The sequence below is a fragment of the Pseudomonas fluorescens genome, assembly GCF_900215245.1.
Taxonomy (GTDB): domain Bacteria; phylum Pseudomonadota; class Gammaproteobacteria; order Pseudomonadales; family Pseudomonadaceae; genus Aquipseudomonas; species Aquipseudomonas fluorescens.
This window is the reverse complement of the sequence record NZ_LT907842.1, coordinates 1,612,866-1,639,596: the sequence shown is the minus strand read 5'-3', so window position 1 is coordinate 1,639,596 and position 26,731 is coordinate 1,612,866. Positions and strand designations below refer to the sequence as shown.

Annotated in this window: 25 protein-coding genes; 12 read left to right on the top strand and 13 right to left on the bottom strand. The window is 60.6% G+C overall.

Annotated elements, in window-relative coordinates; translation table 11 throughout:
* Window positions 1–37 precede the first annotated feature (37 nt).
* Window positions 38–1,141: a choline metabolism transcriptional regulator GbdR gene (gene gbdR / locus CPH89_RS07740; RefSeq protein ID WP_053258397.1), complete on the top strand. Its 1,104-nt coding sequence runs from the start codon at window positions 38–40 to the stop codon at window positions 1,139–1,141.
* A gap of 113 nt (window positions 1,142–1,254) precedes the next feature.
* Here the strand turns inward: gbdR and CPH89_RS07735 are convergent, their stop codons facing one another.
* The 6 genes from CPH89_RS07735 to CPH89_RS07710 form a co-directional block, all read right to left on the bottom strand.
* Entirely contained in the window at window positions 1,255–1,518 is a 264-nt protein-coding gene (locus CPH89_RS07735) for a hypothetical protein (protein ID WP_053258396.1), read from the bottom strand.
* Window positions 1,519–1,897: 379 nt separating this feature from the next.
* A complete protein-coding gene (locus tag CPH89_RS07730) occupies window positions 1,898–3,058 on the bottom strand; it encodes a gamma-butyrobetaine dioxygenase (RefSeq protein WP_053258395.1) in 1,161 nt (386 codons plus the stop codon).
* A 9-nt stretch (window positions 3,059–3,067) separates the two neighbouring features.
* Window positions 3,068–3,547, bottom strand: a complete 480-nt coding sequence (locus tag CPH89_RS07725; RefSeq protein ID WP_053258394.1) for a thioesterase family protein — start codon at window positions 3,545–3,547, stop codon at window positions 3,068–3,070.
* A gap of 126 nt (window positions 3,548–3,673) precedes the next feature.
* Window positions 3,674–4,639 (bottom strand): L-carnitine dehydrogenase, encoded by a 966-nt coding sequence (locus CPH89_RS07720; RefSeq protein WP_053258393.1) that lies wholly within the window; start codon window positions 4,637–4,639, stop codon window positions 3,674–3,676.
* 177 nt (window positions 4,640–4,816) lie between these two features.
* Window positions 4,817–5,704, bottom strand: coding sequence for a 3-dehydrocarnitine:acetyl-CoA trimethylamine transferase CdhC (locus tag CPH89_RS07715; RefSeq protein WP_053258392.1), 888 nt, complete (start codon window positions 5,702–5,704; stop codon window positions 4,817–4,819).
* A gap of 78 nt (window positions 5,705–5,782) precedes the next feature.
* Complete coding sequence (locus tag CPH89_RS07710) at window positions 5,783–6,727, bottom strand: choline ABC transporter substrate-binding protein (protein WP_053258391.1); 945 nt, start codon at window positions 6,725–6,727, stop codon at window positions 5,783–5,785.
* 193 nt (window positions 6,728–6,920) lie between these two features.
* Between CPH89_RS07710 and CPH89_RS07705 the strand changes: the two genes are divergently transcribed.
* Window positions 6,921–7,865, top strand: a complete 945-nt coding sequence (locus CPH89_RS07705; protein WP_053258390.1) for a GlxA family transcriptional regulator — start codon at window positions 6,921–6,923, stop codon at window positions 7,863–7,865.
* A gap of 68 nt (window positions 7,866–7,933) precedes the next feature.
* Window positions 7,934–9,112, top strand: a complete 1,179-nt coding sequence (locus CPH89_RS07700) for an AAA family ATPase (protein ID WP_053258389.1) — start codon at window positions 7,934–7,936, stop codon at window positions 9,110–9,112.
* Window positions 9,113–9,235: 123 nt separating this feature from the next.
* On the opposite strand, the gene CPH89_RS07695 is transcribed toward CPH89_RS07700, so the two are convergent.
* Genes CPH89_RS07695 through CPH89_RS07685 form a run of 3 tightly spaced genes read right to left on the bottom strand, consistent with a single transcriptional unit; the run spans window position 9,236 to window position 10,619 of the window.
* Window positions 9,236–9,652, bottom strand: coding sequence for a DUF3010 family protein (locus CPH89_RS07695; RefSeq protein ID WP_053258388.1), 417 nt, complete (start codon window positions 9,650–9,652; stop codon window positions 9,236–9,238).
* Window positions 9,653–9,693: 41 nt separating this feature from the next.
* Window positions 9,694–10,176 carry a hypothetical protein gene (locus tag CPH89_RS07690; protein ID WP_053258387.1) on the bottom strand — a complete coding sequence of 161 codons (483 nt, stop codon included), beginning with the start codon at window positions 10,174–10,176 and terminating at the stop codon, window positions 9,694–9,696.
* 41 nt (window positions 10,177–10,217) lie between these two features.
* Window positions 10,218–10,619 (bottom strand): lysozyme inhibitor LprI family protein, encoded by a 402-nt coding sequence (locus CPH89_RS07685; RefSeq protein ID WP_053258386.1) that lies wholly within the window; start codon window positions 10,617–10,619, stop codon window positions 10,218–10,220.
* Window positions 10,620–10,837: 218 nt separating this feature from the next.
* Between CPH89_RS07685 and CPH89_RS07680 the strand changes: the two genes are divergently transcribed.
* The 6 genes from CPH89_RS07680 to etfB all read left to right on the top strand — a co-directional run bounded on the left by CPH89_RS07680 (window position 10,838) and on the right by etfB (window position 18,613).
* Complete coding sequence (locus tag CPH89_RS07680; protein ID WP_053258385.1) at window positions 10,838–11,815, top strand: dipeptidase; 978 nt, start codon at window positions 10,838–10,840, stop codon at window positions 11,813–11,815.
* 77 nt (window positions 11,816–11,892) lie between these two features.
* The gene (locus CPH89_RS07675; RefSeq protein ID WP_016972865.1) at window positions 11,893–12,423 is read left to right on the top strand and encodes a DUF5943 domain-containing protein; all 531 of its coding nucleotides are present in this window, start codon (window positions 11,893–11,895) and stop codon (window positions 12,421–12,423) included.
* A 15-nt stretch (window positions 12,424–12,438) separates the two neighbouring features.
* The gene (dgcA, locus tag CPH89_RS07670) at window positions 12,439–14,499 is read left to right on the top strand and encodes a dimethylglycine demethylation protein DgcA (RefSeq protein WP_053258384.1); all 2,061 of its coding nucleotides are present in this window, start codon (window positions 12,439–12,441) and stop codon (window positions 14,497–14,499) included.
* Between the two features lie 169 nt (window positions 14,500–14,668).
* Entirely contained in the window at window positions 14,669–16,612 is a 1,944-nt protein-coding gene (gene dgcB / locus CPH89_RS07665; protein WP_053258383.1) for a dimethylglycine demethylation protein DgcB, read from the top strand.
* On the top strand, window positions 16,612–17,832 hold the full coding sequence (etfA, locus tag CPH89_RS07660; protein WP_053258382.1) for an electron transfer flavoprotein subunit alpha: 1,221 nt from the start codon (window positions 16,612–16,614) through the stop codon (window positions 17,830–17,832). The genes dgcB and etfA overlap by 1 nt, the downstream gene beginning before the upstream one ends.
* 10 nt (window positions 17,833–17,842) lie before the next feature.
* Window positions 17,843–18,613, top strand: a complete 771-nt coding sequence (etfB, locus tag CPH89_RS07655) for an electron transfer flavoprotein subunit beta (protein WP_053258381.1) — start codon at window positions 17,843–17,845, stop codon at window positions 18,611–18,613.
* Between the two features lie 803 nt (window positions 18,614–19,416).
* Here the strand turns inward: etfB and gbcA are convergent.
* Window positions 19,417–20,712, bottom strand: a complete 1,296-nt coding sequence (gene gbcA, locus CPH89_RS07650) for a glycine betaine monooxygenase oxygenase subunit (protein ID WP_053258380.1) — start codon at window positions 20,710–20,712, stop codon at window positions 19,417–19,419.
* Window positions 20,713–20,994: 282 nt separating this feature from the next.
* On the opposite strand from gbcA, the gene gbcB reads away from it, so the two are divergent.
* Complete coding sequence (gene gbcB / locus CPH89_RS07640) at window positions 20,995–22,095, top strand: glycine betaine monooxygenase reductase subunit (protein WP_053258379.1); 1,101 nt, start codon at window positions 20,995–20,997, stop codon at window positions 22,093–22,095.
* Between the two features lie 226 nt (window positions 22,096–22,321).
* Here the strand turns inward: gbcB and CPH89_RS07630 are convergent, their stop codons facing one another.
* The 3 genes from CPH89_RS07630 to CPH89_RS07620 all read right to left on the bottom strand — a co-directional run bounded on the left by CPH89_RS07630 (window position 22,322) and on the right by CPH89_RS07620 (window position 24,412).
* A complete protein-coding gene (locus CPH89_RS07630) occupies window positions 22,322–22,855 on the bottom strand; it encodes an REP-associated tyrosine transposase (RefSeq protein WP_053258378.1) in 534 nt (177 codons plus the stop codon).
* Between the two features lie 121 nt (window positions 22,856–22,976).
* Entirely contained in the window at window positions 22,977–23,177 is a 201-nt protein-coding gene (locus CPH89_RS07625) for a hypothetical protein (protein WP_053258377.1), read from the bottom strand.
* 194 nt (window positions 23,178–23,371) lie between these two features.
* Complete coding sequence (locus CPH89_RS07620; protein ID WP_053258376.1) at window positions 23,372–24,412, bottom strand: threonine aldolase family protein; 1,041 nt, start codon at window positions 24,410–24,412, stop codon at window positions 23,372–23,374.
* A 90-nt stretch (window positions 24,413–24,502) separates the two neighbouring features.
* Here CPH89_RS07620 and CPH89_RS07615 point away from each other — a divergent pair, with 90 nt between their 5' ends.
* Window positions 24,503–25,231 (top strand): TraX family protein, encoded by a 729-nt coding sequence (locus CPH89_RS07615; RefSeq protein ID WP_053258375.1) that lies wholly within the window; start codon window positions 24,503–24,505, stop codon window positions 25,229–25,231.
* Window positions 25,232–25,467: 236 nt separating this feature from the next.
* Window positions 25,468–26,721 carry a serine hydroxymethyltransferase gene (gene glyA, locus CPH89_RS07610; protein WP_053258374.1) on the top strand — a complete coding sequence of 418 codons (1,254 nt, stop codon included), beginning with the start codon at window positions 25,468–25,470 and terminating at the stop codon, window positions 26,719–26,721.
* Window positions 26,722–26,731 lie beyond the last annotated feature (10 nt).

Below are 26,731 nucleotides of genomic sequence, written 5' to 3'. Positions count from 1 at the left end.
TGAGGCCATCACCCGCTTTGTGTGAGGAGATACCGCGATGACGTCGTTCAACTCAGGGGCTCAACCCCAGAACCGTGCGCCTCAATCCATCGGCTTTTTGCTGCTGGACAATTTCACGCTGATTTCCCTGGCGTCGGCTGTGGAACCACTGCGCATGGCCAATCAACTGTCCGGTCGCGAGCTGTATCGCTGGACAACCCTGAGTGTTGACGGCAACCAGGTGTGGGCCAGCGATGGTCTGCAAATCACCCCCGATGCCGCCATGCACAAAGCCCCGGCCCTGGACACTGTCATTGTGTGCGGCGGCGTGGGTATCCAGCGCACCGTCACCCGTGAGCACGTGTCGTGGCTGCAAAGCCAGGCCCGCCAGTCGCGTCGCCTCGGCGCCGTGTGTACCGGCAGTTGGGCCCTGGCCTGCGCCGGTTTGCTCGACGGTTTTGACTGCAGCGTGCACTGGGAATGCCTGGCGTCGATGCAGGAAGCTTTTCCTCGCGTGGTCATGAGCACTCGCCTGTTTACCCTCGACCGTAACCGGTTCACCAGCTCGGGCGGCACCGCACCGCTGGACATGATGCTGCACCTGATCAGCCGCGACCACGGCCGTGAGTTGTCGGCCGCCATCTCCGAGATGTTTGTGTACGAACGCATCCGCAACGAGCAGGATCACCAGCGTGTGCCGCTCAAGCATATGCTCGGCACCAACCAGCCGAAGCTGCAGGAAATCGTCGCGCTGATGGAGGCCAACCTGGAAGAGCCGATCGACCTGGATGAACTGGCGGTGTACGTCGCCGTGTCCCGTCGGCAGCTGGAGCGGCTGTTCCAGAAATACCTGCATTGCTCGCCGTCTCGCTACTACCTCAAATTGCGTCTGATCCGTGCGCGGCAATTGCTCAAGCAAACGCCGATGTCGATCATCGAAGTGGCCTCGGTGTGCGGGTTTGTGTCCACGCCGCACTTCTCCAAGTGCTACCGCGAGTACTTCGGCATTCCGCCACGGGATGAGCGCGTAGGTTCCAACACCGCCCAGCAAGTGGCGATGATGCCGATTCCGCAGGCGCTGGTGTTGTCACCGTTGTCGGGGCCGATGTCGGCGTTGAGTCAGGCGCGTAATGAGTCGACGTTTGCCAGTGTAAGGCTCTAAACCAACCGTGTGGCGAGCGGGCTTGCCCCGCGTTGGGCTGCGCAATGTGGTGTGTCAGGCAGACCTCAAACTGCGGGGTTTGGGGCCGCTTCGCAGCCCCGCGCGGGGCTCTATCAGGCGCCGGAGTTTTGCTTGAACTGCACCAGCGCCGGCAACAACTGCTTGTCGATCGCCTGCCTCACCGCCGGCAAAATCGTCGCGCTGCCGGTGTACATCTGTTCCACCATGCCCTTGAGTGCCTTGGCCCGTGCGGCACTCAAACCGCGTACCGCACACTCGCAGGCCTGCTCGGCGGTGGCCCCGCTGGACACTTCAAAACCCAGCGAGCGCAGCTGGCTCAGCAGGTCGTGCTGGTCAATCAAATCCGCGTGCATCATGACGTTTATCCTGGTGTAGGGAACGGGGATTGAACTGGATTCTGGTAGGCCCTCGGCCGGTCGGCAAGGGCAGAATCAACGAATGGCTCAGATGGCTATGAACAGGTCGTTTTCGGGCCATTTACCGCCATGAGGAATGGGCACACTGACTGCCAGGCAAGCAGCTTGAAGGTTTGGTCACCCTCGGGATGTCACGCTCACACACCCAGCACTCTGCCCCGATCCAGTCACGGCTGGTTCGGGTTTTTTTTTGCTTGGGATGTGCGGTGGCTGTGCTGGCCTCTTCGCGAGCAAGCCCGCTCCCACACTTGACCGAGTTTTATCTTGGAAAAGCGGTCGAATGTGGGAGCGGGCTTGCTCGCGAAGGGTGCGCCTTGGGCTACCGCTGCAACACCAGAATTCTAGAGAGCAGCTCATCCCGGTCGACATAGCAACCCTGGAAATGCCGCGCGCCGGAAGCCGGGTCAAACGCATTGCGCGCATGCAGCGTACGGCGGTTGTCGAAGCACCACAGCTCGCCCGGGTTCAGCCGCTGGACCACCCGAAAGCGCGCCTCGCGGGTCATGGCAATGAACCGCCGATACGCGCGATACAGCAACGGCATCTGCTCCACCGGCGCCTCAAACGGCCCGCGCAAAAAATTAGCCATGCGAATCTCGGCAACATCTCCCAAGGCATCCAGCGCAATGATCGGCGCGAGGCGGCGATAGTCGCTGTGGCGGTCTTTATTGCGAAACTCCACCGGGATCTCACACAGGGCACGAAACGCCTCGGGGTCTTCCGTGCGCAGTGCTGCGGCGATGGCAAACCCATCGACGAAAATACTCTCGCCACCCGTGGCATCGTTCACCAGGCAATGCAGAAATTGCAGGCCCGGTTGCAGCTCCCGCGTCGGTAAGTCGCTGTGCAGCGGCAGGTTGAAAGCGGTGTAGGCATTGCTGTCGGCATCGGCCTTGGATTGCACGTTGAACAGCACGCCGAAGTTGCTCTCGCGGATAAAGGCAATGCGCTGGGCGACCCGCGCCAGAGAGCCGGGCTCGGTCGGTACACCACGGATTTGTGTAAGGCCTGAATCACGCAGGGCCAGCAACCATTGCAGCAAGACCTTGGGGTCTTCCATCACCGCGGCGTAGTCGAACACCGGCAGCGTAAACCGCTGATCCCACAGTTCGGATCGAGGTTTCGCCGCACGGCGTTCAGCGCGCGATTGATCATCATAGGCGTGCGCCCGCAGCCAGCCGGGAGCGTACCGGCTGAGATGGCCGCCGCTCCATTCCACCTGCAGAAAACCATCGTCGAGGCAGGCACTGACAGCGCTGAGGTGTGCATCCACATCGACAATTTCCAGCACCTGTTCGCGGGTCACGCTGTACACGCATTCCGCGCAGGGGCAGTTGTCCCGCAGCCACTGATGATGAAACGGGCTCAGCCGCCCGTCGGCCCATTGCACGCGAATCTGATCGTCCAGCACCCGCGCATCGGCGAGCTCACTGATCAGCGGGTAAGTACGAAAGTCGGCAACAGCGGCGGCGGTTGGCATGGCGATTCCTTATGGTTTTTTGGGTGGCAGTCCAATCACTCGGCCGAGGAGGGCGGGCCGTGGCAGGTCGGCCTGCTCAGCGCTGATCGCGATGAGTTTTTCCAGGGTCGCTTCGGTGAACGGCGCCGCATGCGGGCCGGCGAGATCGACGTGCAGCAACATCTGTTCGTTGCCCGCCAGTTCCTTCTCACCGCCCACCAGGTGCAGGCTGTGATAGAGGTGCAGGCGCTTGGCATCGTGGGCGATGAGCTGAGTGTGCACCTCCACTTCGGCACCGAGTTTTACCTCGTGCAGATAGTTGAGGTGCAGCTCCAGGGTGAACAGCGAGTGGCCGCTGGCTTCGCGGTTTTCGCTGTCCAGACCCAAGGTGTCCATCAGTGCGTCGGTGGCGTAACTGAAAATCAGCAGGTAGAACGCATCGCGCAGGTGGCCGTTGTAATCCACCCAGTCGGGTTGGATTTTTGTGGTGTAAGTAGTCAGTGCAGGCATGGCGTGGAATCCGAAAATGTACTCGGTCAAAAATGTGGGAGCGGGCTTGCTCGCGAATGCGGTGTGTCAGTTGATGCATTCGGTACTGATCCACCGCATTCGCGAGCAAGCCCGCTCCCACATTAGTTACTCAGCGACGCTCATACCGTGTTTGGCTTTGGTGGTTTTTACCGCTTCAAGCACCGCCAACAGGCAATCATCACGATAGCGCTCCAGCGCCGAAATGCTGTGCGTGCCCAACTGCTCGCGGGTGCCATCCACCACATCGTCAATCAACTTGTCGGTCAATTCCGGCGCCGGCAAGTACGTCCACGGCAACTGCAACGCCGGGCCGAACTGCGCCATGAAATGCCGCATGCCGGCATCGCCACCTGCGAGGGTGTAAGTCAGGAAGGTGCCCATGAACGACCAGCGCAAACCTGCGCCAAATCGGATGGCGTCGTCGATCTCGCCCGTCGTCGCCACGCCGTCATTCACCAGGTGCAACGCTTCACGCCACAGCGCTTCGAGCAGGCGGTCAGCGATAAAGCCCGGTACTTCCTTGCGCACATGCAACGGGCGCATGCCGAGGGATTCGTACACCTTGATCGCCGCTTGAACAGCCTCCGGTGCGGTGTGCTTGCCGCCCACCACTTCCACCAGCGGCAGCAGGTAAACCGGGTTGAACGGGTGACCGACCACGCAGCGCTCCGGGTGGGTCGAGCCTTCGTAGAATTCACTCGGTAGCAGGCCCGAGGTGCTCGAGCCAATCAACGCATTCGGCTTGGCCGCTGCGCTGATCTTGCTGTGCAGCTCCAGCTTCAACTCCAGGCGCTCCGGGGCACTTTCCTGGATGAAGTCTGCGTCTTTCACGCACTCTTCGATGGTCGCGACGAAGCGCAAGCGGTCCTGGGATGCACCGGCTGCCAGGCCGTGTTTCTCCAGCGCGCCCCAGGCGTTGGCAACACGCTTGCGCAGGGCGGCTTCAGCGCCGGGCGCCGGGTCCCAGGCGACCACGTCCAGGCCATGGGCCAGGGCGCGGGACACCCAGCCGCTGCCGATAACGCCGCTACCGAGGGCAGCGAAGGTTTTGATCTCAGTGATAAAACGCATGGCAAATTCCTAAAAATATTCGCAAATTCTGTTTTGGCAACCGGTTCAAAATGTGGGCGCGGGCTTGCTCGCGAATGCGCGGTGTCAGTTGATGCATTCGGTGGCTGATTCGCCGCCTTCGCGAGCAAGCCTGCTGCCACCTTTGATTCGGTTTCGGCAGTGAGTCCTGTTGCGTGTCTAGCCGCGTTTGGTCAGGCCCATCTTCACGCGGCCTTCAGCCGGGGTCATGACCCGTGCGCCGAGGCGGCTGAGGATTTCACTGGCGCGTTCCACCAGTTGGCCATTGGTGGCGAGCACGCCCTTGTCCAGCCACAGGTTGTCTTCCAGGCCGACCCGCACGTTGCCGCCCAGCAGCACGGCTTGCGCCGCCATCGGCATTTGCATGCGGCCGATCCCGAAGCCGGCCCACACCGCATCGGCCGGCAAGTTGTCGACCATGGCTTTCATGGTGGTGGTGTCAGCCGGTGCGCCCCATGGGATACCCAGGCACAGCTGGAACAACGGGTTGTCGAGCAGGCCTTCCTTGATCATCTGCTTGGCGAACCACAGGTGGCCGGTGTCGAAAATTTCCAGCTCGGCTTTTACGCCCAGCGCTTGAATACGCTTGGCGCCGGCACGCAGTTGCGCCGGGGTGGACACGTAAATGGTGTCGCCATCGCCGAAGTTCAGGGTGCCGCAGTCCAGGGTGCAGATTTCCGGCAGCAACGCCTCGACGTGCGCCAGGCGAGTCAGCGGGCCGACCAGGTCGGTGTTGGGGCCGAACTCCATCGGGTGCTCGCCGCCGCCGATTTCGAGGTCGCCGCCCATGCCGGCGGTGAGGTTGACGATGATGTCGATGTCGGCCTCGCGGATGCGCTCCATCACTTCGCGGTACAGGGCGACGTCGCGGCTGAATTTGCCGGTCTGCGGGTCACGCACGTGGCAATGCACGACGGTCGCGCCGGCCTTGGCGGCTTCCACGGCGGCCGCAGCGATTTGTTTGGGGGTGACCGGCACGTGCGGGCTTCTGGCGGTCGTGTCGCCAGCACCGGTGAGTGCGCAGGTGATGATGACGTCGTGGTTCATGAGGCAGGTTCCTTACAGGCGGGCGTAGTGATGCCGTTCGCAGCCAGGCGCGGCTGCGACACGGTGATTCGAATCAGGTTATTGGTTGCTCAATTGCAGGTTGGCGGCGGCCGGTTTGCCGTCGAAGGTCGTCACCCCTTCGAGCCAGCGTTGCTGGTCTTGCGGGTGATCCTTGAGCCACTGCTTGGCGGACTCGAACGCGTCCTTGTGATCCAGCAACGGCTGCATCATTCGGCTCTCGTCGGCGGCAGTGAAGGTCAGGTTGGTCAGCAGCTTGTGGATGTTGGGGCACTGTTCGGCGTAGGTCGGCGAAGTGACGCTCCACACGGTGGCCATGCCTTCGTTCGGGCCCAGGGCGTCGTCGCTGCCGGTGAGGTACGTCATCGCGACGTTGACGTTCATCGGGTGTGGCGCCCAGCCGAAGAACACCACGGCTTCCTTGCGGCGCACGGCGCGGTCCACGGCGGCGAGCATGCCGGCCTCACTGGACTCCACCAGTTGGAACTTGCCCAGGCCGAACTGGTTCTTGGCAATCATCGCCTTGATCTGGGTGTTGGCACCCGAGCCCGGCTCGATGCCGTAGATCTTGCCGCCCAGTTCTTTTTCGAACTTGGCGATGTCAGCGAAGGTTTTCAGGCCCTTGTCCGCCAGGTAGGTCGGCACCGCCAGGGTCGCGCGGGCGTCTTCCAGGCTGGGTTTTTCAAGGACCTTGACCTGTTTGGCGTCGACGAACGGGGTGATGGTCTGGGTCATCAGCGGGTTCCAGTAACCCAGGAACAGGTCCAGGCGCTGGTCGCGGATACCGGCGAAGATGATTTGCTGGGAGGCGCTGGTTTGTTTGGTCTTGTAGCCGAGGCCGTCGAGCAACACTTGGGTCATGGCGCTGGTGGCGATTACGTCGGTCCAGTTCACCACGCCCATGCGCACGTTCTGGCAAGAAGCCGCATCGGCTGCCATGACGTTGGTGCTCAAAATGGCGCTGGCGCTGAATGCGAGCACGCAGCGGCTGATCAGTCGGTTCATGGTGGTTCCCTCGGCAGGTTGTTATTGTGGGTTCCGGCGTCTTTGTGCGCCGTGGGATCACGTTACGCAGCTTGCAGGGCGACAAAACGCACGGCGGCGACTCGCTCTTGCACTGCAGCGACCTGCCCCCTTGAATGACCGATTGAACTGGCGTATCACAGTGAGCACGCTGTCCGTCCTACGAGAGCGCACCATGTCCCAGGATTTCTACTTTCTGCTGATGCCGGGCTTCTCTGCCATCGGCTTTATTTCTGCGCTCGAACCGCTGCGGGTCGCCAATCGTTTTCGCGGCGAGCTGTATCGCTGGCACGTATTGAGTGCCGACGGCGGCGCGGTGCTGGCGAGCAATGGCATGTCGGTCAACGCCGACGCTGCGCTGGAGCCGCTGAAAAAGGGCGCGACCCTGCTGGTGGTGGCCGGTTTCGAGCCGCTGCAGTTCGCCACGCCGGCATTGGAACACTGGCTGCGCCGCCTCGACCACGAAGGCGTCACCCTTGGCGCCATCGACACCGGTGCCTGCGTGCTCGCCGAAGCCGGTTTGCTCGACGGCCACCGCCTGACGCTGCACTGGGAAGCCATTGATGCGTTCAAGGAATCTTATCCCCAGCTCACCGTGACCCAGGAGCTGTTCGAGATCGACCGTCGCCGCATCACCTGCGCCGGCGGCACTGCGTCCATCGACCTGATGCTCGACCTGATCGCCCAGGCTCACGGGCCCGACCTGGCGATCCAGGTGTCCGAACAATTCGTGCTCGGCCGCATCCGCCCACGCAAAGACCACCAACGCATGCAGATCGCCACGCGCTACGGCATCAACAACAAGAAGTTGGTGCAGGTGATTGGCGAGATGGAGCAACACACCGAACCGCCGCTGAGCACCTTGGCGCTGGCGGAAGCAATCAAAGTGACGCGGCGGCAGTTGGAGCGGCTGTTTCGCCTGCATTTGAATGACACACCGAGCAACTTCTATTTGGGCTTACGCCTGGAAAAAGCCCGGCAACTGCTGCGCCAGAGCGATATGAGCGTGCTGGAGGTGAGTATTGCGTGCGGGTTTGAGTCGCCGTCGTACTTCACGCGCAGCTATCGGGCGCGGTTTGCCAAGTGCCCGCGGGAAGATCGGCGACGGGAGGTGGTTTGACCGGCAATTATAGTCAATTATACTCATGGCTATAATTTATAGTTGCTTAAATAATTGAGTATAAAACCATGTCCAAGCACAGCGGCTTCGTGTTCCGCCGCCCCACACTGGCAAGTAGCATTGCCGACGGTTTGGTGGGGGCCGGGATCCAGGATTTCACCTCGGGCCTGTTCCTGGCGGCGCCTCGGCGCACCGGCAAAAGCACCTTTTTGCGCGAAGACCTGATCCCGGAGTGCCAGCTCCGGGGTTGGCTGGCGGTGTATGTCGACCTCTGGGCCGACAAAGACAAAGATCCGGCAGAGCTGATCGCCGGCGCAATTGCCGCTGCTCTGGTGCCCTATGAGAAGGGCATTCGCAAACTGGCCAAGAACCTTGGAATCGAAAAACTAAGTTTTCTGCGTACCCTGTCCTGGGACTTTACCAAGCCACAGCTGCCCGTCGGTGCGACGCTGACCCAAGCCTTGGAATTGCTCCACAGTGCTGCCGAAAAACCCGTGGTCCTGGTGATTGACGAAGCGCAGCACGCATTGACCAGCGAGTCAGGGATCAACGCGATGTTTGCGTTGAAGGCTGCCCGGGATCAGCTCAACCAGGGCCGTGACGAGGAGGGGAGCGGCTTGCACCTGGTGTTCACCGGTTCCAATCGCGACAAGCTTGCGCATTTGGTGTTGGGCAAAAGTCAGCCGTTTTTCGGCTCCAGCATCACGCCGTTCCCCTTGCTCGGCAAAGCGTTCACCCAGGCTTACACCGCACACCTCAATGCGCACCTGGCCGACAGCAATCAATTCAGCGCTGTCGACATTGATGAGGCGTTTGAGTTGGTCGGTCATCGTCCCGAGATGCTGCGCACCATCATCGGTGAAGTGGCGCTGGAATTGGGCGAGGCCAGCAATTTGGGCCAGCTGCTGCACAGCCGTGCCGAACTATTGCGCGCGGGGGTATGGACTGAATTCGAAAGCGCCTGGAACAACCTCACCATCCCCCAGCGTGCCGTGCTGGAAGTGATGGTGGCGCGATCGCGCGCCAACGAGCCCTTCGCGCCCTTCACGGACAGCACCCTCACGGCCGTCAGCAAAGCCCTGGAGGGCATGGGCAGCGACGTGGTGCCGGGCACCCAGACGATTCAGGCCTGTATCGATGCCCTGCGCGACAAAGAGCTGGTGTGGAAGTCGAGCCGGGGCGGGTATGCCCTGGAAGACAAATCCTTTGGTGATTGGCTGCTGTACAAAAACCGTACACCGAACTGAAGACACCCTAAATCAAAGGTGGGAGCGGGCTTGCTCGCGAATGCGGTGTATCAGTAGGCACATCTGTTACTGACACACCGCATTCGCGAGCAAGCCCGCTCCCACACTGATGTGTGGTGTGGCTTATTTCTTTACCAGTGCCGAACACGCTGCCTTGTAGGCCTCATGCTGATACTTGTTCAGCGACGCCGGTAGCTCAAAATCGTGCTTCTTGTTCTGCGCATTAATGGTCTGCGGCGATAGCAACGTCACCTCAACCCCGTCCAGCAATTGAAACACCCCTTCAATCTTGAAGGTGGTCGGGCCACCGGCGAATTCGCCTTTCTTGCTGCGCTTCTTGATCGCGATGCGGGTGATGGCATTTGCCTGCACGAATGCCTTCAGCTGGGCGGCGAAGGCTTTGACGTTGGCGGCCTCGTCGTCGTCTTCCAGGGCGATTTTCTTGGTGGCCAGGGCGACGTGGGTCAGCGCCTGATTCTCCAGGGAGGCGACGGCGATGATGGCTTCGCTGCCCTTGATTTCGATGCCGCAAATAGTCATGCAATGGCCTATTAAATAAAGTGGAGGCTGAGTGGCGAGTATCAGTAATGCCGGTCTTCTTCTTGATGTTGATAGATCTGATGTGCCGTCCAGAACATCAGTATCGCGAACACCATCACCAAGCCGACGCTTACGCTCATGATGTAGAAGTTAGGCGAACTCGATTTAAGGTTCGCCTTGATGTTATGCACCGTTGGAAACCATTTTGAGTACACCACGGGGACCGGGCTGCCCACTTCGTAGCCAGGGTCGTCGATGTAGCTGCTGTTGTTCACCATGCCTTCGATGCGTTGGCCTTCATGGTCGAAGGCGTAATACACGTTGGTGCTTGAGGCCCAGGCGCTGAGGCTTTCCAGTTGGGTGATGTGCCCGATGGTTTCGATGGGCGCCGTCTTTATCAGTGCAAAAGGAGCACCCCGGCTCACTGACAAGCTCAGCATCAGCGACAGTATCAGCATGGCCAAAAACAGCAGGGCGGCGCGCGTGTAGAGGAAATCCCTCTGCGCTTCGCGTGGGTAATACATGTGAATTCCTTTTCAATAATCCTGGAAGCTTTGAATCTGGCTTATTCCTGGCCAATCGACTCCAAAAACTCCGACCGCTCATCACTCATCCGCGCCAGGCAATCATTCTGCTGAATCGCATAGTCCTTGCTGCCGTTCACCGCTGGGAAGGTGTCCACGGCGCAATCGGCATCACGCAGTTTTTCCCACTTCTGCTGGGCATCCTTCAGACGAGCGGTAATGTCGGCCAGTTGTGACTTGTTGCTGCCATAGGTCGAACCCATGCGTTCCAGCAGGCCTTGGTAGTTATCCTTGAGCAATTGCTCGGCGGTGGTTTTGTTGAAAGTCGCGCATTCCAGGGTTTGCTTGTCGTTCTCGATGCCATCGCACGGCGTGCTGTCGGTGTCTTCGGCCGCATGGACGCCGGTTGCGATGAGTGCCAAAGCCAGGAAAATCGATTTCATTGCGCCGTCTCATATCAGGTGATGCGGAATTCTGGCTCAAGCGTAAGACAAAGAACAGTCGTCAGTCAGACGTGTCATGTAGGCCTTTGTCGTGGATTGACGCTTTCGGCAATTCCCCTGTCGTTTTTGCACCCGGCTCGGGTTGCCCCTGGGCATATGCTGGCCCCAAAGCGCCGGCAGACGATTCGGCGCATGAATCGCCAATAAGGGGACGCCTGATGAGCCCAGCCGAATTGCACGCCGACAGCATCGTTATCGACGGGCTGATTATCGCCAAGTGGAATCGCGACCTGTTCGAGGACATGCGCAAAGGTGGCCTGACCGCCGCCAACTGCACCGTGTCGGTGTGGGAAGGGTTCCAGGCCACGATCAATAACATTGTGGCCAGCCAGACCCTGATTCGTGAGAACAGCGATTTGGTGATCCCGGTGAAAACCACCGCCGACATCCGCAAAGCCAAGGAACAGGGCAAGACCGGCATCATCTTCGGCTTCCAGAACGCCCATGCGTTTGAAGACCAACTGGGCTACGTCGAGATCTTCAAGCAGCTCGGCGTCGGTGTGGTGCAGATGTGCTACAACACCCAGAACCTCGTCGGCACTGGCTGCTACGAGCGCGACGGCGGCCTGTCCGGTTTCGGCCGTGAGATCGTTGCCGAGATGAACCGCGTCGGCATCATGTGCGACCTGTCCCACGTCGGCTCCAAGACTTCCGAAGAAGTCATCCTCGAATCGAAAAAACCAGTGTGCTACTCCCACTGTCTGCCGTCGGGCCTCAAAGAGCACCCGCGCAACAAGTCCGATGAAGAGCTGAAGTTCATTGCCGACCATGGCGGTTTTGTCGGCGTGACCATGTTTGCGCCGTTCCTGGCCAAGGGCATTGATTCGACCATCGACGACTACGCCGAAGCCATCGAATACACCATGAACATCGTCGGTGAAGACGCCATCGGTATCGGCACCGACTTCACCCAGGGCCATGGCCAGGATTTCTTCGAAATGCTGACCCACGACAAGGGTTACGCCCGCCGCCTGACCAGCTTCGGCAAGATCATCAACCCGCTGGGCATCCGCACCGTGGGCGAGTTCCCTAACCTCACCGAGACCCTGCTCAAGCGCGGCCACAGCGAGCGCGTGGTGCGCAAGATCATGGGCGAAAACTGGGTCAATGTCCTCAAAGACGTCTGGGGCGAATAAGCCACCGCTCTCCTAATCCCAGCCCGTTGCCAGTCGCGCAGCGGGCATCAAAACGAATTGTTTGGAGTCAAGTTTCCATGGCCAAGATCGCCCCGCAATTGCCAATCGAAGTCGACAGCGAAACCGGTGTCTGGACCTCCGATGCTCTGCCGATGCTGTACGTGCCGCGCCATTTCTTCGTCAATAACCACATTGGTATCGAAGAAGTGCTGGGCGCTGACGCCTACGCCGAAATCCTCTACAAGGCCGGCTACAAATCCGCCTGGCACTGGTGTGAAAAAGAAGCTGAATGCCACGGCCTGGAAGGCGTTGCGGTGTTCGAGCACTACATGAAACGCCTGTCGCAACGCGGCTGGGGCCTGTTCAAGATCCAGGACATCGACCTCGACAAAGGCACTGCCAGCGTCAAGCTCGAACACTCGGCATTCGTCTACGTGTACGGCAAGGTCGGGCGCAAGGTCGACTACATGTTCACGGGTTGGTTCGCCGGCGCCATGGACCAGATTCTGCAAGCGCGCGGCAGCAAAATCCGCACGGTAGCCGAACAAGTCTACGGTGGCTCCGAAGAAGGCCACGACGACGGGCTGTTCACCGTCAAGCCGTTGTAAGTCGAGGACCCTGCCATGGCTTTCGAAGCAATGTTTGCGCCGATCCAGATCGGCAAACTGACCATCCGCAACCGCGTGCTCAGTACCGCCCACGCCGAGGTGTATGCCACCGACGGCGGCATGACCACCGACCGCTATGTGAAGTATTACGAAGAGAAAGCCAAGGGCGGTATCGGCCTGGCGATCTGTGGCGGCTCCTCGGTGGTGGCCATCGACAGCCCGCAGGAATGGTGGAGTTCGGTGAACCTGTCCACCGACCGCATCATCCCGCATTTCCAGAACCTGGCCGATGCCATGCACAAGCATGGCGCCAAGATCATGATCCAGATTACCCACATGGGCCGTCGCTCACGCTGGGACGGCTTCAACTGGCCGACCCTGATGTCGCCGTCCGGCGTGCGTGAGCCGGTGCACCGTGCTACCTGCAAGACCATCGAACCGGAAGAAATCTGGCGCGTGATCGGCAACTACGCCAGCGCCGCCAAACGCGCAAAGGCCGGTGGCCTGGACGGTGTGGAACTGTCCGCCGTGCACCAGCACATGATCGACCAGTTCTGGAGCCCACGGGTCAACAAGCGTACCGACGAATGGGGCGGCACTTTCGAGGGCCGCATGAAGTTCGGCCTGGAAGTGCTCAAAGCCGTGCGCGCCGAGGTCGGTGACGACTTCTGTGTGGGCATGCGCCTGTGTGGCGACGAGTTCCACCCGGACGGCCTGTCCCACGAGGACATGAAGCAGATCGCCAAGTATTACGACGACACCGGCATGCTCGACTTTATTGGCGTGGTGGGTTCGGGTTGCGATACCCACAATACCCTGGCCAACGTGATCCCCAACATGAGCTACCCGCCGGAGCCGTTCCTGCACCTGGCGGCCGGTATCAAGGAAGTGGTCAAGGTTCCCGTGCTGCACGCGCAGAACATCAAGGACCCGAACCAGGCTACGCGCATTCTGGAAGGTGGTTATGTGGACATGGTCGGCATGACCCGTGCGCACATCGCCGACCCGCACCTGATCGCCAAGATCAAAATGGGCCAGATCGACCAGATCAAACAGTGCGTCGGCGCCAACTACTGCATCGACCGCCAATATCAGGGCCTGGATGTGTTGTGCATCCAGAATGCCGCGACCTCCCGTGAATACATGGGCGTGCCGCACATCATCGAGAAATCCACCGGGGCCAAACGCAAAGTCGTGGTGGTCGGTGCCGGCCCGGCCGGGATGGAAGCCGCGCGGGTAGCGGCCGAGCGTGGCCACGACGTAACCCTGTTCGAGAAGAAAGAGTTTATCGGCGGGCAAATCACCACGGCCTCCAAAGCCCCGCAGCGCGACCAGATCGCCGGCATCACCCGTTGGTTCCAGCTGGAATTGGCGCGCTTGAAAGTCGACCTGCGCCTCGGCGTGGCGGCGGATGCCGAGGCCATCCTTGATCTGCGGCCTGACATCGTGGTGCTGGCCGTCGGCGGGCATCCGTTTATCGAGCAGAACGAACACTGGGGCGCCGCTGAGGGCCTGGTGGTGAGCAGCTGGGACGTGCTCGACGGCAAAGTCGCGCCGGGCAAGAACGTGCTGGTGTACGACACCATTTGCGAATTCACCGGCATGTCGGTGGCCGACTTCCTCGCCGACAAGGGCAGCCAGGTGGAAATCGTCACCGACGACATCAAGCCTGGCGTGGCGATTGGCGGTACGTCATTCCCGACTTACTACCGCAGCATGTACCCCAAAGAAGTGATCATGACCGGCGACATGATGCTGGAAAAGGTTTACCGCGAGGGCGACAAGCTGGTGGCGGTGCTGGAGAACGAATACACCGGCGCCAAGGAAGAACGCGTGGTTGACCAAGTGGTGGTCGAGAACGGCGTGCGCCCGGACGAAGCCATCTACTACGGGCTCAAGGAAGGGTCGCGCAACAAGGGCCAGATTGACGTCGAAGCCTTGTTCGCGATCAAGCCGCAGCCGTGCTTGAGCGAGGCGGGTGACGGCTACTTGTTGTTCCGCATCGGTGACTGTGTGGCCCAGCGTAATACCCACGCCGCCATCTATGACGCCCTGCGCTTGTGCAAGGATTTCTGACCCGACACTGAGCCACTGTGTACTCGGTCAAGTGTGGGAGGGGGCTTGCTCCCGATAGCGGTGGGTCAGCTACCGATAGAGGAACTGACAGTCCGCCATCGGGAGCAAGCCCCCTCCCACATTAAGGTCGGTCTCACAGTAGACCGGTGTGGTCTTTGGGAGCTTCACCATGTTGAACACCTTGCTGCCTATTCTCTTGTTTGCCGCCCTGGGCCTTGCCGTCCTCGGCGCATTGCGCCGGGTGAACATGTGGCGCCGTGGCCGCGCCTCCAGGGTCGACTTGCTCGGCGGCCTGTTGGCCATGCCCAAGCGCTACATGGTCGACCTGCACCACGTGGTCGCCCGCGACAAATACATCGCCAACACCCACGTCGCCACAGCCCTGGGCTTCGTACTGTCGGCGCTGTTGGCGATTCTGGTTCACGGCTTCGGCCTGCATAACCGCATCCTCGGCTACGCGTTGTTGCTCGCCTCGGTGCTGATGTTTGTCGGCGCCACGTTCGTCTACCTGCGTCGGCGCAATCCGCCGTCACGCCTGTCGAAAGGCCCGTGGATGCGCCTGCCGAAAAGCCTGATGGCATTCTCGGTGAGCTTCTTCCTGGTGACCTTGCCGGTGGCCGGGGTTCTGCCGGCTGACTTCGGCGGCTGGCTGCTCGCGGCACTGCTCGGCGTCGGCGTGTTGTGGGGCGTGTCCGAGATGTTCTTCGGCATGACGTGGGGCGGCCCGATGAAGCACGCCTTCGCCGGCGCGCTGCACCTGGCCTGGCACCGCCGCGCCGAACGCTTTGGTGGCGGCCGCTCCACCGGTTTGAAGCCGCTGGACTTGAGCGATAAAACCGCGCCACTGGGCGTGGAAAAACCCAAGGATTTCACCTGGAACCAGCTGCTCGGCTTCGACGCCTGCGTGCAATGCGGCAAGTGCGAGGCCGCGTGCCCGGCCTTTGCGGCCGGCCAGCCGTTGAACCCGAAGAAGCTGATCCAGGACATGGTGGTTGGCCTGGCCGGCGGCACCGATGCCAATTTTGCCGGCAGCCCGTATCCAGGCAAGCCGATTGGCGCACACAGCGGCAACCCGCATCAGCCAATCGTCAACGGCCTGGTGGACGCCGAGACCCTGTGGTCGTGCACCACCTGCCGGGCCTGTGTGGAAGAGTGCCCGATGATGATCGAGCACGTGGATGCGATCGTCGACATGCGCCGCCATCTCACTCTGGAAAAAGGCGCCACGCCGAACAAGGGCGCCGAAGTCCTCGAAAACCTGATCGCCACTGATAACCCCGGCGGCTTCGCACCGGGTGGTCGCCTGAACTGGGCGGCGGATTTGAACCTGCCGCTGCTCAGCGACACAGGCAGCACCGAGGTGTTGTTCTGGGTGGGCGACGGTGCCTTCGACATGCGTAATCAGCGCACCCTGCGGGCCTTCGTCAAGGTGCTGAAAGCGGCCAACGTCGACTTTGCGGTGTTGGGCCTGGAGGAGCGCGACAGCGGTGATGTGGCGCGGCGTCTGGGGGACGAGGCGACTTTCCAGCTGCTGGCGGCGCGCAATATCCAGACCCTGGCCAAGTACAGCTTCAAACGCATCGTCACCTGCGACCCGCACAGTTTCCATGTGCTGAAAAACGAATACGGCGCCTTCAACGGCAACTACCTGGTGCAGCACCACAGCACGTTCATGGCCGAGCTGATCGGCGAAGGTGCGTTGAACCTGGGGCAGCACAAGGGCAATAGCGTGACTTATCACGACCCGTGCTACCTCGGCCGCTACAACGGCGAATACGAGGCGCCGCGCCAAGTGCTGCGCGCGCTGGGTATCGAGGTCAAGGAGATGCAACGCTCCGGTTTCCGCTCGCGCTGCTGTGGCGGCGGGGGCGGTGCGCCCATCACCGATATCCCCGGCAAGCAACGTATCCCGGATATGCGCATGGAAGACATCCGCGAAACCGGCGCCGAGCTGGTGGCCGTAGGCTGCCCGCAATGCACGGCGATGCTCGAAGGCGTCGTCGAACCGCGCCCATTGATCAAGGATATTGCCGAACTGGTCGCTGACGCCTTGCTCGAAGACACCGCCCCGGTGAAAGCCCCTATCAAGCGTGAACCTGCGGAGGTGCATTGATGAGCGACATTATCCGCCGCGATCCACGGGCCGAATGGATCGCCCGTAACCGCCTGCATCCGCTGCATGCGGCGATGCAGCCACAGCAACACAGTTGGATGGGGCCTAACGGCGTCATCCGCAAAAACGTACATGGTGTCGGTTTTATCGGCCCCAACGGCCTCAAGCGTATTGACCGCAGCGGTGCCCAGCAGGGCGGGACGGCCAAGCGTACGGCGGCGGCGGAAGTACAATTGCCGCTGCACCAGGTGCCGGCGCCGGCGTTCTACATCAACGTGGTGCCCGACATGGTCGGCGGCCGCCTGAGCAGCCACGACCGCGACCTGCTCGGCCTGGCCCGACAACTTGCCGGCAGCGACGGCGCCGTGCTGGCGGTGGTGTTCGGCGAACACAAGGAAAACGCTTTTGCGACGGCGGGCGTTGATCGCCTGCTGGTGCTCGAAGGCCACGCGTTCGACGGTTATTCACCGGAGCAACGCGTCCAGGGCCTGCGGGCTGTGGATAACCAGTTCAACCCGCGTCATTGGTTGCTGCCGGACAGTCGCAGTGGCGGCGGCGAGTTGGGCCGGCGTTTTGCGGCGAGCCTCAAGGAGCGCCCCGCCACGCGGGTCTGGCAAATCAAAGGTGAGGAGTGCATCGGGCGTGCCGGTGCGGGCCAGGAGGACTTGGCTCGACCGTTGCCACGCCTGATTCTCGCCGCAGCCGAATGTGCCGATCCGGTCAGCGACACGCGCCACGAAGTGTTGCCCGTGGAGTTATCCACAGCCTTGGCGCGCAGCTTGTCGCGGATCGAAGACCTCGGCGCCGTGGCAGTCGACCCGGCGGCGATTCCCATGGCCGAAGCGGAGTTTATTTTCTCCGGCGGTAACGGCGTGAAGGACTGGGCCTTGTTCCACCAGACTGCAGCCGCCCTCGGTGCTACCGAAGGCGCCTCGCGGGTGGCGGTGGACGACGGCTTTATGGCGCGTGATCGCCAGGTCGGCGCCAGTGGTACCTGGGTCACCGCGCGGGTGTATGTGGCTGTGGGGATTTCCGGGGCGATCCAGCACCTGCAAGGCATCGGTGCCTGCGACAAGGTGGTGGCCATCAACCTCGACCCGGGCTGCGACATGATCAAGCGTGCCGACCTGTCGGTGATCGGCGAAAGCGCCGCGATTCTGCAAGCCTTGATCGATGCGGTGCAGGTTTACCGCAACGGCGCCAAGCGCGATGCAGCTTAGGGACATGACCATGACGACGAATGTAATCAGCCTGGTTTCCATCGGTGCCCACCCCACCTCCGGTCGCCCGCGCCGTGCTGAGCAGGATGCGCGTGCCGTCGAGCTGGGCCTGCAAATGGCTGGGGATAAGTTGCAGGTGTTGCACGCCGGCAATCTCCACGAACCGACCTTGCGCAGCTACCTGGGCATGGGCTTGGCGCAATTGCACGTGTTGGAACAGCCGGCTGGCGCTGATGCGTTGCCGGTGCTCAGTGAATATTTGCGCGACGCCGGCGCCCAGGTGGTGCTCACCGGCACCCAGGCGGAAACCGGCGAGGGCTCGGGCATGTTGCCGTTCCTGCTGGCCGAGCAATTGGGCTGGCCGCTGATTGTCGGGCTGGCGCAGGTGGAGTCCATCGACGGCGGCGTGGCCCATGTGCTGCAAGCCTTGCCGCGCGGTCAGCGGCGGCGTTTGAAAGTGCGCCTGCCGTTTCTGGCGACTGTGGATAACGCCGCGCCCAAACCCCGGCAAAGCGCTTATGGCCCTGCGCAACGCGGGGAGCTGGCGGCCCATGAGGTCGAGATTGAGCCCGACGAGTTATTCACCGCCGCTGTGCTGCAACCCGCCAAGCCACGGCCCAAGCGCCTCAAGGTGATCAAGGCGAAAAGTGGCGCGGACCGCATGAAGGCGGCCACGGCCAAAGCCAGCGGCGGCGGTGGGCAAGTGCTCAAGGGGCTTAGCCCTGAAGCGGGGGCAGACGCCATTCTCAAGTTACTGATAGAAGAAGGCGTCGTGCGCTGATTGCCCTGTGGGAGTGGGCTTGCGTAGGAGCTGGCAAGGCCGACTCCCACAGAAAGCAGGATTACCCACAATCCCTGTTGACCCACCTGTGGATAACCTGTTCGCGGCTGTCCACACCCCCTGTATATCAAGCCCTGCAGCCCTCTGTACGAAAAACAACCAAGCTAACCAGCGGTTTTTCCTGGGGTTTTCCCATGAATAAGTTTCTTCGCCGGTACCGACTTGCCCCCAAAGTCTGTTGGCGCTTCTGTGGATAAGATGTTCGCTATCGGCTGCAGGCCACGTCAATTAAGGCTTTCACTGGAGTGATTAATAATTGATCAATTCAGGCTGTTTGCTGACTTAAAACCCTGAAACCCCCGATTTATGAAGGTTTCACGCGGTTTTCCACAGCGCTGGCAAAGTTGCCCCCAAAGTCTGTTGGTGCTTCTGTGGATAAGGTGTTCGCGTACTGCTACAGGCCACGCCATTCGTGGCTTTCACAGGGTTGATCAATAAATGATCAGGTGGGGTTGAAACCGGACTGATTGAATAAGTCACGGATTTTCTTCAGCTATTTTCAGCCGGCAGGCGCACTTGCCCACAATTGCTGTGGGTGGCTTTGTGGATAAGTTGTTGGGCAAAGGCTGGAGGGCGTGGCGGTAAAGGGCTGCGAGGAAGTTGATCGTTTCTTGAGCAGTGTGAAGACCTGATGTAGGCGCGGGCTTGCTCGCGAAGGCGGTGTGTCAGTCGCCAGGCAGGCTGGCTGATCCACTGTATTCGCGAGCAAGCCCGCTTCCACATTTTGATCTGTGGTGTAGCGGTTATTCGTGTACGGCCACGCCCTTGAGGTAAGGCGCTGGCGCAGCCCCCAGGTTGCTCAGCATCCGTTCGCTGTACCAATCCACAAAGTTCACCACGCCGAACTCATACGTTTTGGAATACGGCCCGGGTTGGTAAGCCGTGGAGTTGATCCCGCGCTGGTTTTCTTCGGCCAGGCGACGGTCCTGATCGTTGGTGGCGTCCCAGACCTGGCGCATGCGCTCGACGTCGTAGTCCACACCTTCCACGGCGTCCTTGTGCACGATCCACTTGGTGGTGACCATGGTTTCCTGGGCACTGATCGGCCACACGGTGAACACGATGATGTGGTCGCCCATGCAGTGGTTCCAGGAGTGCGGCAGGTGCAGGATGCGCATCGAGCCCAGGTCCGGGTTCTTGATGCGGCCCATCAGCTTGTTGCAGCCTTGCTTGCCGTCCAGGGTCATCGACACCGTGCCTTTGAGCAGCGGCATGCGCACGATACGGTTACGCAGGCCGAAACTGGCGTGGGCGTAAGGGATTTTCTCGGCGTCCCAGGCCGCGGCCGAAGCGGCGACGTGGTCCTTGAAGGCCTGGTCGGCGCGCGGGTCGGTAACGTCGTCCCATTCCAGCAGGGTTTTCAGCAGTTCCGGGTGCGACGCGTTGCAGTGGTAGCACTCGCGGTTGTTTTCCAGCACCAGCTTCCAGTTGGCTTTTTCAAACAAGGTGGTGGTAATCGCCACCTTGGTGTTCTCCATGTCGTACGGTTCCATGTAGTGGTTCAGCGTCGACAGGAAGTCATCAATAGCCGGCGGATTCTCTGCCAGGCTGATGAAGATATAGCCGCCGGCGGTCTTCACGTTCACCGGTTTGAGGCCGTATTGCTTCATGTCGAAGTCGGCACCCATCTCGGTACCGGCGAACAGCAGGCGGCCGTCCAGCTCGTAGGTCCATTGGTGGTAGTGGCAGACCAGTTTGGCGACTTTGCCTTTGTCGCTGGTGCACAAGCGCGAACCACGATGGCGGCACACGTTGTGGAACGCATGCACCACGCCCTCGGCGCCACGGATCACGATGATCGGGTTCTTGCCCACTTGCAGGGTCAAGTAGTTGCCCTTGGTGGGGATCTCGCAGGTCATGCCGGCGATCAACCACTCTTTCTGGAAGATCTCCTGCATGTCGATATCAAACAGCCGCTCATCAGAGTAAAACGGCTGCGGCAGCGAAAAGGTGCGCTCACGCTCTTGCAGCATTTGCGCGGTGGCCTTGCGTGCGGGTTCCAGCGGATCGCCCAAGCTTAAGGTTGCGGTGACGTCCATCGTGTGTGTCCTCATGGCCATTCTGTGTGGCCGGCGAAAGTGGCTACGGTTAGTGCAGTGCAAGGCGTAAAGAAAGCGTCTTTGTTGGGAGCGAGTGTGGGGCCGGTGAATACCAGAACCTTATCCATGAGCGACATGGCCCACTCTGATCCCGACGCGCAACCCCCGTGGTATGGGGGCTGGTCGCGATAAGTATGTGAATGTCGCAGATAGGTAAATGGGTGATTCGCGCGTTACGCAGAATCGCCACCATAAGGCCGAATATCGGCGGTGGAGAACAGCATGTCCAACAGCTTCCTGAATCCGGTAACGACCCAGACCTGGGCCAATGGTCGGCACATCGTCCGTTGCGTCAAAGTCATCCAGGAAACCTGGGACGTGCGCACCTTCTGCTTTATGGCCGACCAGCCGATCCTGTTCTTCTTCAAGCCGGGGCAGTTCGTCACGCTGGAGCTGGAAATCGATGGCCAGCCGATCATGCGTTCCTACACCATTTCCAGTTCACCGTCGGTGCCCTACAGCTTTTCGGTAACGATCAAGCGCGTACCCGGCGGTAAAGTCTCCAACTGGTTGCACGACACCCTGCATGAAGGCCAGGAGTTGGCGGTGCACGGGCCGGTCGGGCTGTTCAATGCCATCGACTTCAGTAACCCCAAAGTCCTGTACCTCAGCGGCGGCGTCGGGATTACGCCGGTGATGTCCATGGCGCGCTGGTATTACGACACCAACGCCAACGTCGATATGACGTTTATCCACAGTGCCCGCTCGCCCAAAGACATCATTTACCACCGCGAGCTGGAACACATGGCGTCGCGGATCGACAACTTCAGCCTGCACCTGATCTGCGAGAAACACGGCCTGGGCGAGCCTTGGGCGGGTTATCGCGGCTACCTGAATCACAAGATGCTCGAACTGATGGCGCCCGACTTCCTGGAGCGTGAGGTGTTCTGCTGCGGCCCTACGCCGTACATGAACGCAGTGAAGCGCCTGTTGGAAGCGTCTGGTTTTGACATGACGCGTTACCACGAGGAGTCCTTCGGCGCCACGCCACCGGAAGCCCGTGCCGATGCGGTAGAGCAAGCCGAACAAGCCGCCGATGCGCCGGAAATCGACCTGGCAGACCTGCATCAAGTGGAATTCATCGCTTCCGGCAAAAGCATCCGTGTGGCGCCGGGCGAAACGGTGCACGCGGCGGCGGCCAAGCTGGGCCTGTTGATTCCGAAAGCCTGCGGCATGGGTATTTGCGGCACGTGCAAGGTGATGAAACTGGGCGGGGAGGTCGAGATGGACCACAACGGCGGGATCACCGAAGAAGACGAAGCCGAGGGTTACATCCTGTCGTGCTGCAGCGTACCGAAGGGCGATGTGCGCATCGAGTTCTAACCCCGCACCAGATCGTTCCCACGCGCCGCGTGGTAACGCCTCCTGGGACGCTCCGCGTCCCGACCTGTGCACGTTGTGACGCAGAGCGTCACGGGCAGCATACCCACGCAGAGCGTGGGCACGATCCCCCGCACCAGATCGTTCCCACGCTCCGCGTGGTAACGCCTCCTGGGACGCTCCGCGTCCCGACCTGTGCACGTTGTGACGCGGAGCGTGGGAACGATCATCAGTACCAGCGTTGTATGTCTATTAAACCCTCACTGCCCGCGTAATTGCGGGCGCTGGAGTATCGCCAGTGCTCGGGCAAATCTACATACCCTCGCTTTACCGGGTTGCAGTGGATGTAATCCAGTTTTTGGCGCATCACTGTTTCGCTGTACACCAATTCGGCATGTGAGCCTTCCTGCCAAAGCTGATAAACCCGATCCGCCTTGTGGGCTCGTTTGCTGAAACGCAGGCGTTGCAATGCACGCTCGGCACCTTTGCTTTGCAGGTCATCAATGATGGTGCGAGCAGTGAAGGATTTGAATTGATTGACGCACTTGCACAGGTCCGGCGCTTGGGCGACGAAGTGCAGGTGGTTTTCGAGAATGACGTAGCCAAACAGGCTTAGCGCATGGTGCTTTTGCTGATATCGCCAACAATCCAGGAGATGGCTCACGAGGTAGTCGCGAGTAAACAGCGGTAGCCACTCCATGACCGTGCATGTTAGGAAATGCGGTTTTTCGGGTTCGGTTATGACGTAGCGGCTTCTGCCCATCTGTTTATTCGTCCTCGAAACGAGGTGTGGCGTGGACGCAGAGAGCGTCCCAGCAGGTGTTCCCACGCGCAGCGTGGGAACGAGCAGTGGCTGAGTGGCTAGCGAATAGTCAACTTAACCGTTACTGGGCGTAGATATGGATGACAAAGTGCTGGCCTGAGGCTGTCAGTTCATAGGTTTTGTCGTAGATCCTCAGTGTCCTCGACGGCTCGCGGATGGTGTCCCCGACTTTGGCGTATTTGCGGAACTCATCCCAGTCAATGACCGTGGTGCTGGCAGTGCCGTCGCTTTGCAGGGTGTTGCCATTGTTTTGATACTCCATGGTTTTAGCTCTCTTCTGGAGGTCCGTTTCCAGCCGATTATTCGGCAGGGGGTTATCCCGAAAGGTGGCCGCTGCAGCGGCCTTTTCCTTCCGGGTTCCAAGAGGCTAGTCAACGAAAGCGGGGTTCGCTGCTGTCAGAAATATCAAAAAACAGTCTCGGCGATCGGCCAGTACGCGCTGGTTTTGCTCCTACGTTAAGCGTTCATCACTTCCCGTATATCCGCGGCTAATTCTCTTACGCGTTCTTCCTCGGTATCCCACGCACACATGAACCGTGCGCCACCTTTGCCGATGAAGGTGTAGAAGCGCCAGCCCTTGGCCGTCAACGCTTCGATGGCCGCCTCCGAGAGTTGCAGGAACACGCCGTTGGCCTGCACCGGGAACATCAATTCCACGCCGGGAATATCCGCTACCAGGCTGCTCAGTAACTGCGCGCAGTGGTTGGCGTGGCGTGCGTGTTTGAGCCAGGCGTCGTTTTCCAGCAAGCCCACCCACGGTGCGGAGAGGAAGCGCATTTTCGACGCCAGCTGGCCGGCCTGTTTGCAGCGGTAATCGAAGTCTTCCGCCAGCGTGTGGTTGAAGAACAGGATCGCTTCACCCACCGCCATGCCGTTTTTCGTCCCGCCAAAGCACAGCACGTCCACACCGGCTTTCCAGGTCAGGTCGGCCGGGGAGCAGCCGAGGAACGCGCAGGCATTGGCGAAGCGCGCGCCGTCCATGTGCAGGTTCAAGCCCAGTTCCTTGCAGGTGACGCTGATCGCGCGGATTTCTTCCGGGGTGTACACGCTGCCGACTTCAGTGGCTTGGGTGAGGGTCACCACGCGGGGTTTGGGGTAGTGAATGTCCTGGCGCTTGAGGGCGATTTCGCGGATTGATTCCGGGGTCAGCTTGCCGTTTTCGGTGCGAGCGGTGAGGAGCTTGGAACCGTTGGAGAAAAACTCCGGCGCGCCGCATTCGTCGGTTTCGACGTGGGCCGTTTCCGAGCAAATCACGCTATGGTAGCTCTGGCACAGCGAGGACAGTGCCAGGGAGTTGGCGGCTGTACCGTTGAAGGCGAAGAACACCTCGCAATCGGTTTCGAACAAATCACGGAATCCGTCGGCGGCGCGGTGGGTCCATTCATCATCGCCGTAGGCGCGTTGATGGCCCTGGTTGGCTTGTTCCATGGCGGCCCAGGCTTCCGGGCAGATGCCCGAATAGTTGTCGCTGGCGAATTGTTGGCTCTTGTCGGTCATGGCCCATTCCTGTGGTCGATGTTGGTGCGCACTGTAACCAAGATTGTCCAGGGTGCGCACGCACTGTAAATGCAAAGTCACTGGGGAATTATGCACGGTACTGAAACGATTCCTGTCGGACGCGTCCGGGATGGCGCGCTGGATTTGCTCAAGTGGCTGGCGCTGCTGAGCATGGTGCTGGATCACCTGCGCTATGTCGGTTTGAGCCTCGATGGCCTGTATGTGCCAGGCCGGCTGGCGTTTCCGTGGTTTTGCCTGGCGATTGCGGCCAATGTGCACCGGGTCCGGCATGCACCGGTGAGCGGCCAGTGGCGCTACCTGGGGTGGCTGTTGCTGTTCAGTGTGGTCAGCGAAGTGCCGTACCGAATGTTTATCGACGATGCCGATACATTAAACGTCCTGCCGACCTTGGCGCTGGGCCTGCTCGTTGCCCGAGGATGGCAGCAGAAGACGTTTTTTGATCGAGGTTTGGCGCTGATCGCCGTTGCAGTCGGGGCTGTGTTTACCACGCATCTGATGTTCGGCTTTTTCGGTGTGCTGCTGCCGTTGGCCATGCTGCTGGTGTTCAGTCGGCCATGGTATTTCAGCTTGTTACCGGGTTTGGTCTGCGTGGCTGCCAACCAATGGCAGGTTTTGCTCAATAACGGCAGCCTCGTTGCGCTGCTCGGGCTGGGCGCTTGCCTGATTGCGCCATTGGCCGGTTTGGTCTTATTGCGACAGGCCAAAAACGTCTCGCCTCCGGCCATGCGCCGTTGGGCGTATGCCCTGTACCCACTGCATTTCCTGATGTTGCTACTCGTGCGCAAGATCATCGCCTAACCCTTGTGGGAGCGGGCTTGCTCGCGAAGGCGGTGTGTCAGCAGACAAGTGTGCAAGCTGATCCACCGCCTTCGCGAGTAAGCCCGCTCCCACATTTGTTTCGTGTCGCTCATGTAATGTCGTAAACGCACCTTTGCGTGGCGTCCGTAGGCATTTGACCTGTCTGCGCCAGCCCTACCATCGCATCAAAGGGCCCTGCACGGGCCTTAACAATACGAAAGGCTGGGAGAGACGCGATGTTCAGCAAAAAAGACCAGATCCAGGGATATGACGACGCACTGCTGGCGGCGATGAATGCCGAGGAGCAGCGTCAGGAAGATCATATCGAGCTGATCGCGTCAGAGAACTACACCAGCAAACGTGTGATGGAAGCGCAAGGCAGCGGCCTCACCAACAAATACGCCGAAGGTTACCCGGGCAAGCGCTACTACGGTGGCTGCGAGCACGTGGACAAGGTTGAAGCCCTGGCCATCGAGCGCGCCAAGCAGTTGTTCGGCGCCGATTACGCCAACGTGCAGCCGCACTCCGGCTCGTCCGCCAATAGCGCGGTGTACCTGGCCCTGTTGAACGCCGGCGACACCATCCTCGGCATGAGCCTGGCCCACGGCGGTCACCTGACCCACGGCGCCAAAGTGTCGTCCTCGGGCAAGCTGTACAACGCGGTGCAATACGGCATCAACACCGACACCGGCCTGATCGACTACGACGAAGTTGAGCGCCTGGCGGTCGAGCACAAGCCGAAGATGGTGGTGGCCGGTTTCTCCGCCTACTCCAAAACCCTGGATTTCCCACGCTTTCGCGCGATTGCCGACAAGGTCGGCGCGCTGCTGTTCGTCGACATGGCCCACGTCGCCGGCCTGGTAGCCGCTGGTTTGTACCCGAACCCGCTGCCTTACGCCGACGTGGTCACCACCACCACCCACAAGACCCTGCGCGGTCCACGTGGCGGTTTGATCCTGGCCAAGGCCAACGAAGAAATTGAAAAGAAACTCAACGCCGCGGTGTTCCCGGGTGCCCAGGGCGGCCCGCTGATGCATGTCATCGCCGGCAAGGCTGTGTGCTTCAAAGAAGCGGCGGAGCCAGGTTTCAAGGCGTACCAGCAACAAGTGATCGACAACGCCCAGGCCATGGCCAGCGTGTTTATCAAACGCGGCTACGATGTAGTGTCCGGCGGTACCGATAACCACCTGTTCCTGGTCAGCCTGATTCGTCAGGGCCTCACCGGCAAAGAGGCGGACGCCGCCCTCGGTCGCGCCCACATCACCGTCAACAAGAACGCTGTGCCGAATGACCCGCAGTCGCCGTTCGTGACCTCGGGCCTGCGCATCGGCACCCCGGCGGTGACCACGCGTGGTTTCAAAGTGCCGCAGTGCATCGAACTGGCCGGCTGGATCTGCGACATCCTCGACAACCTCGGCGACGCCGACGTCGAGGCCAACGTGGCCAAGCACGTGTCTGCCCTGTGCGCTGATTTCCCGGTTTATCGCTGAGCGCGGTTTT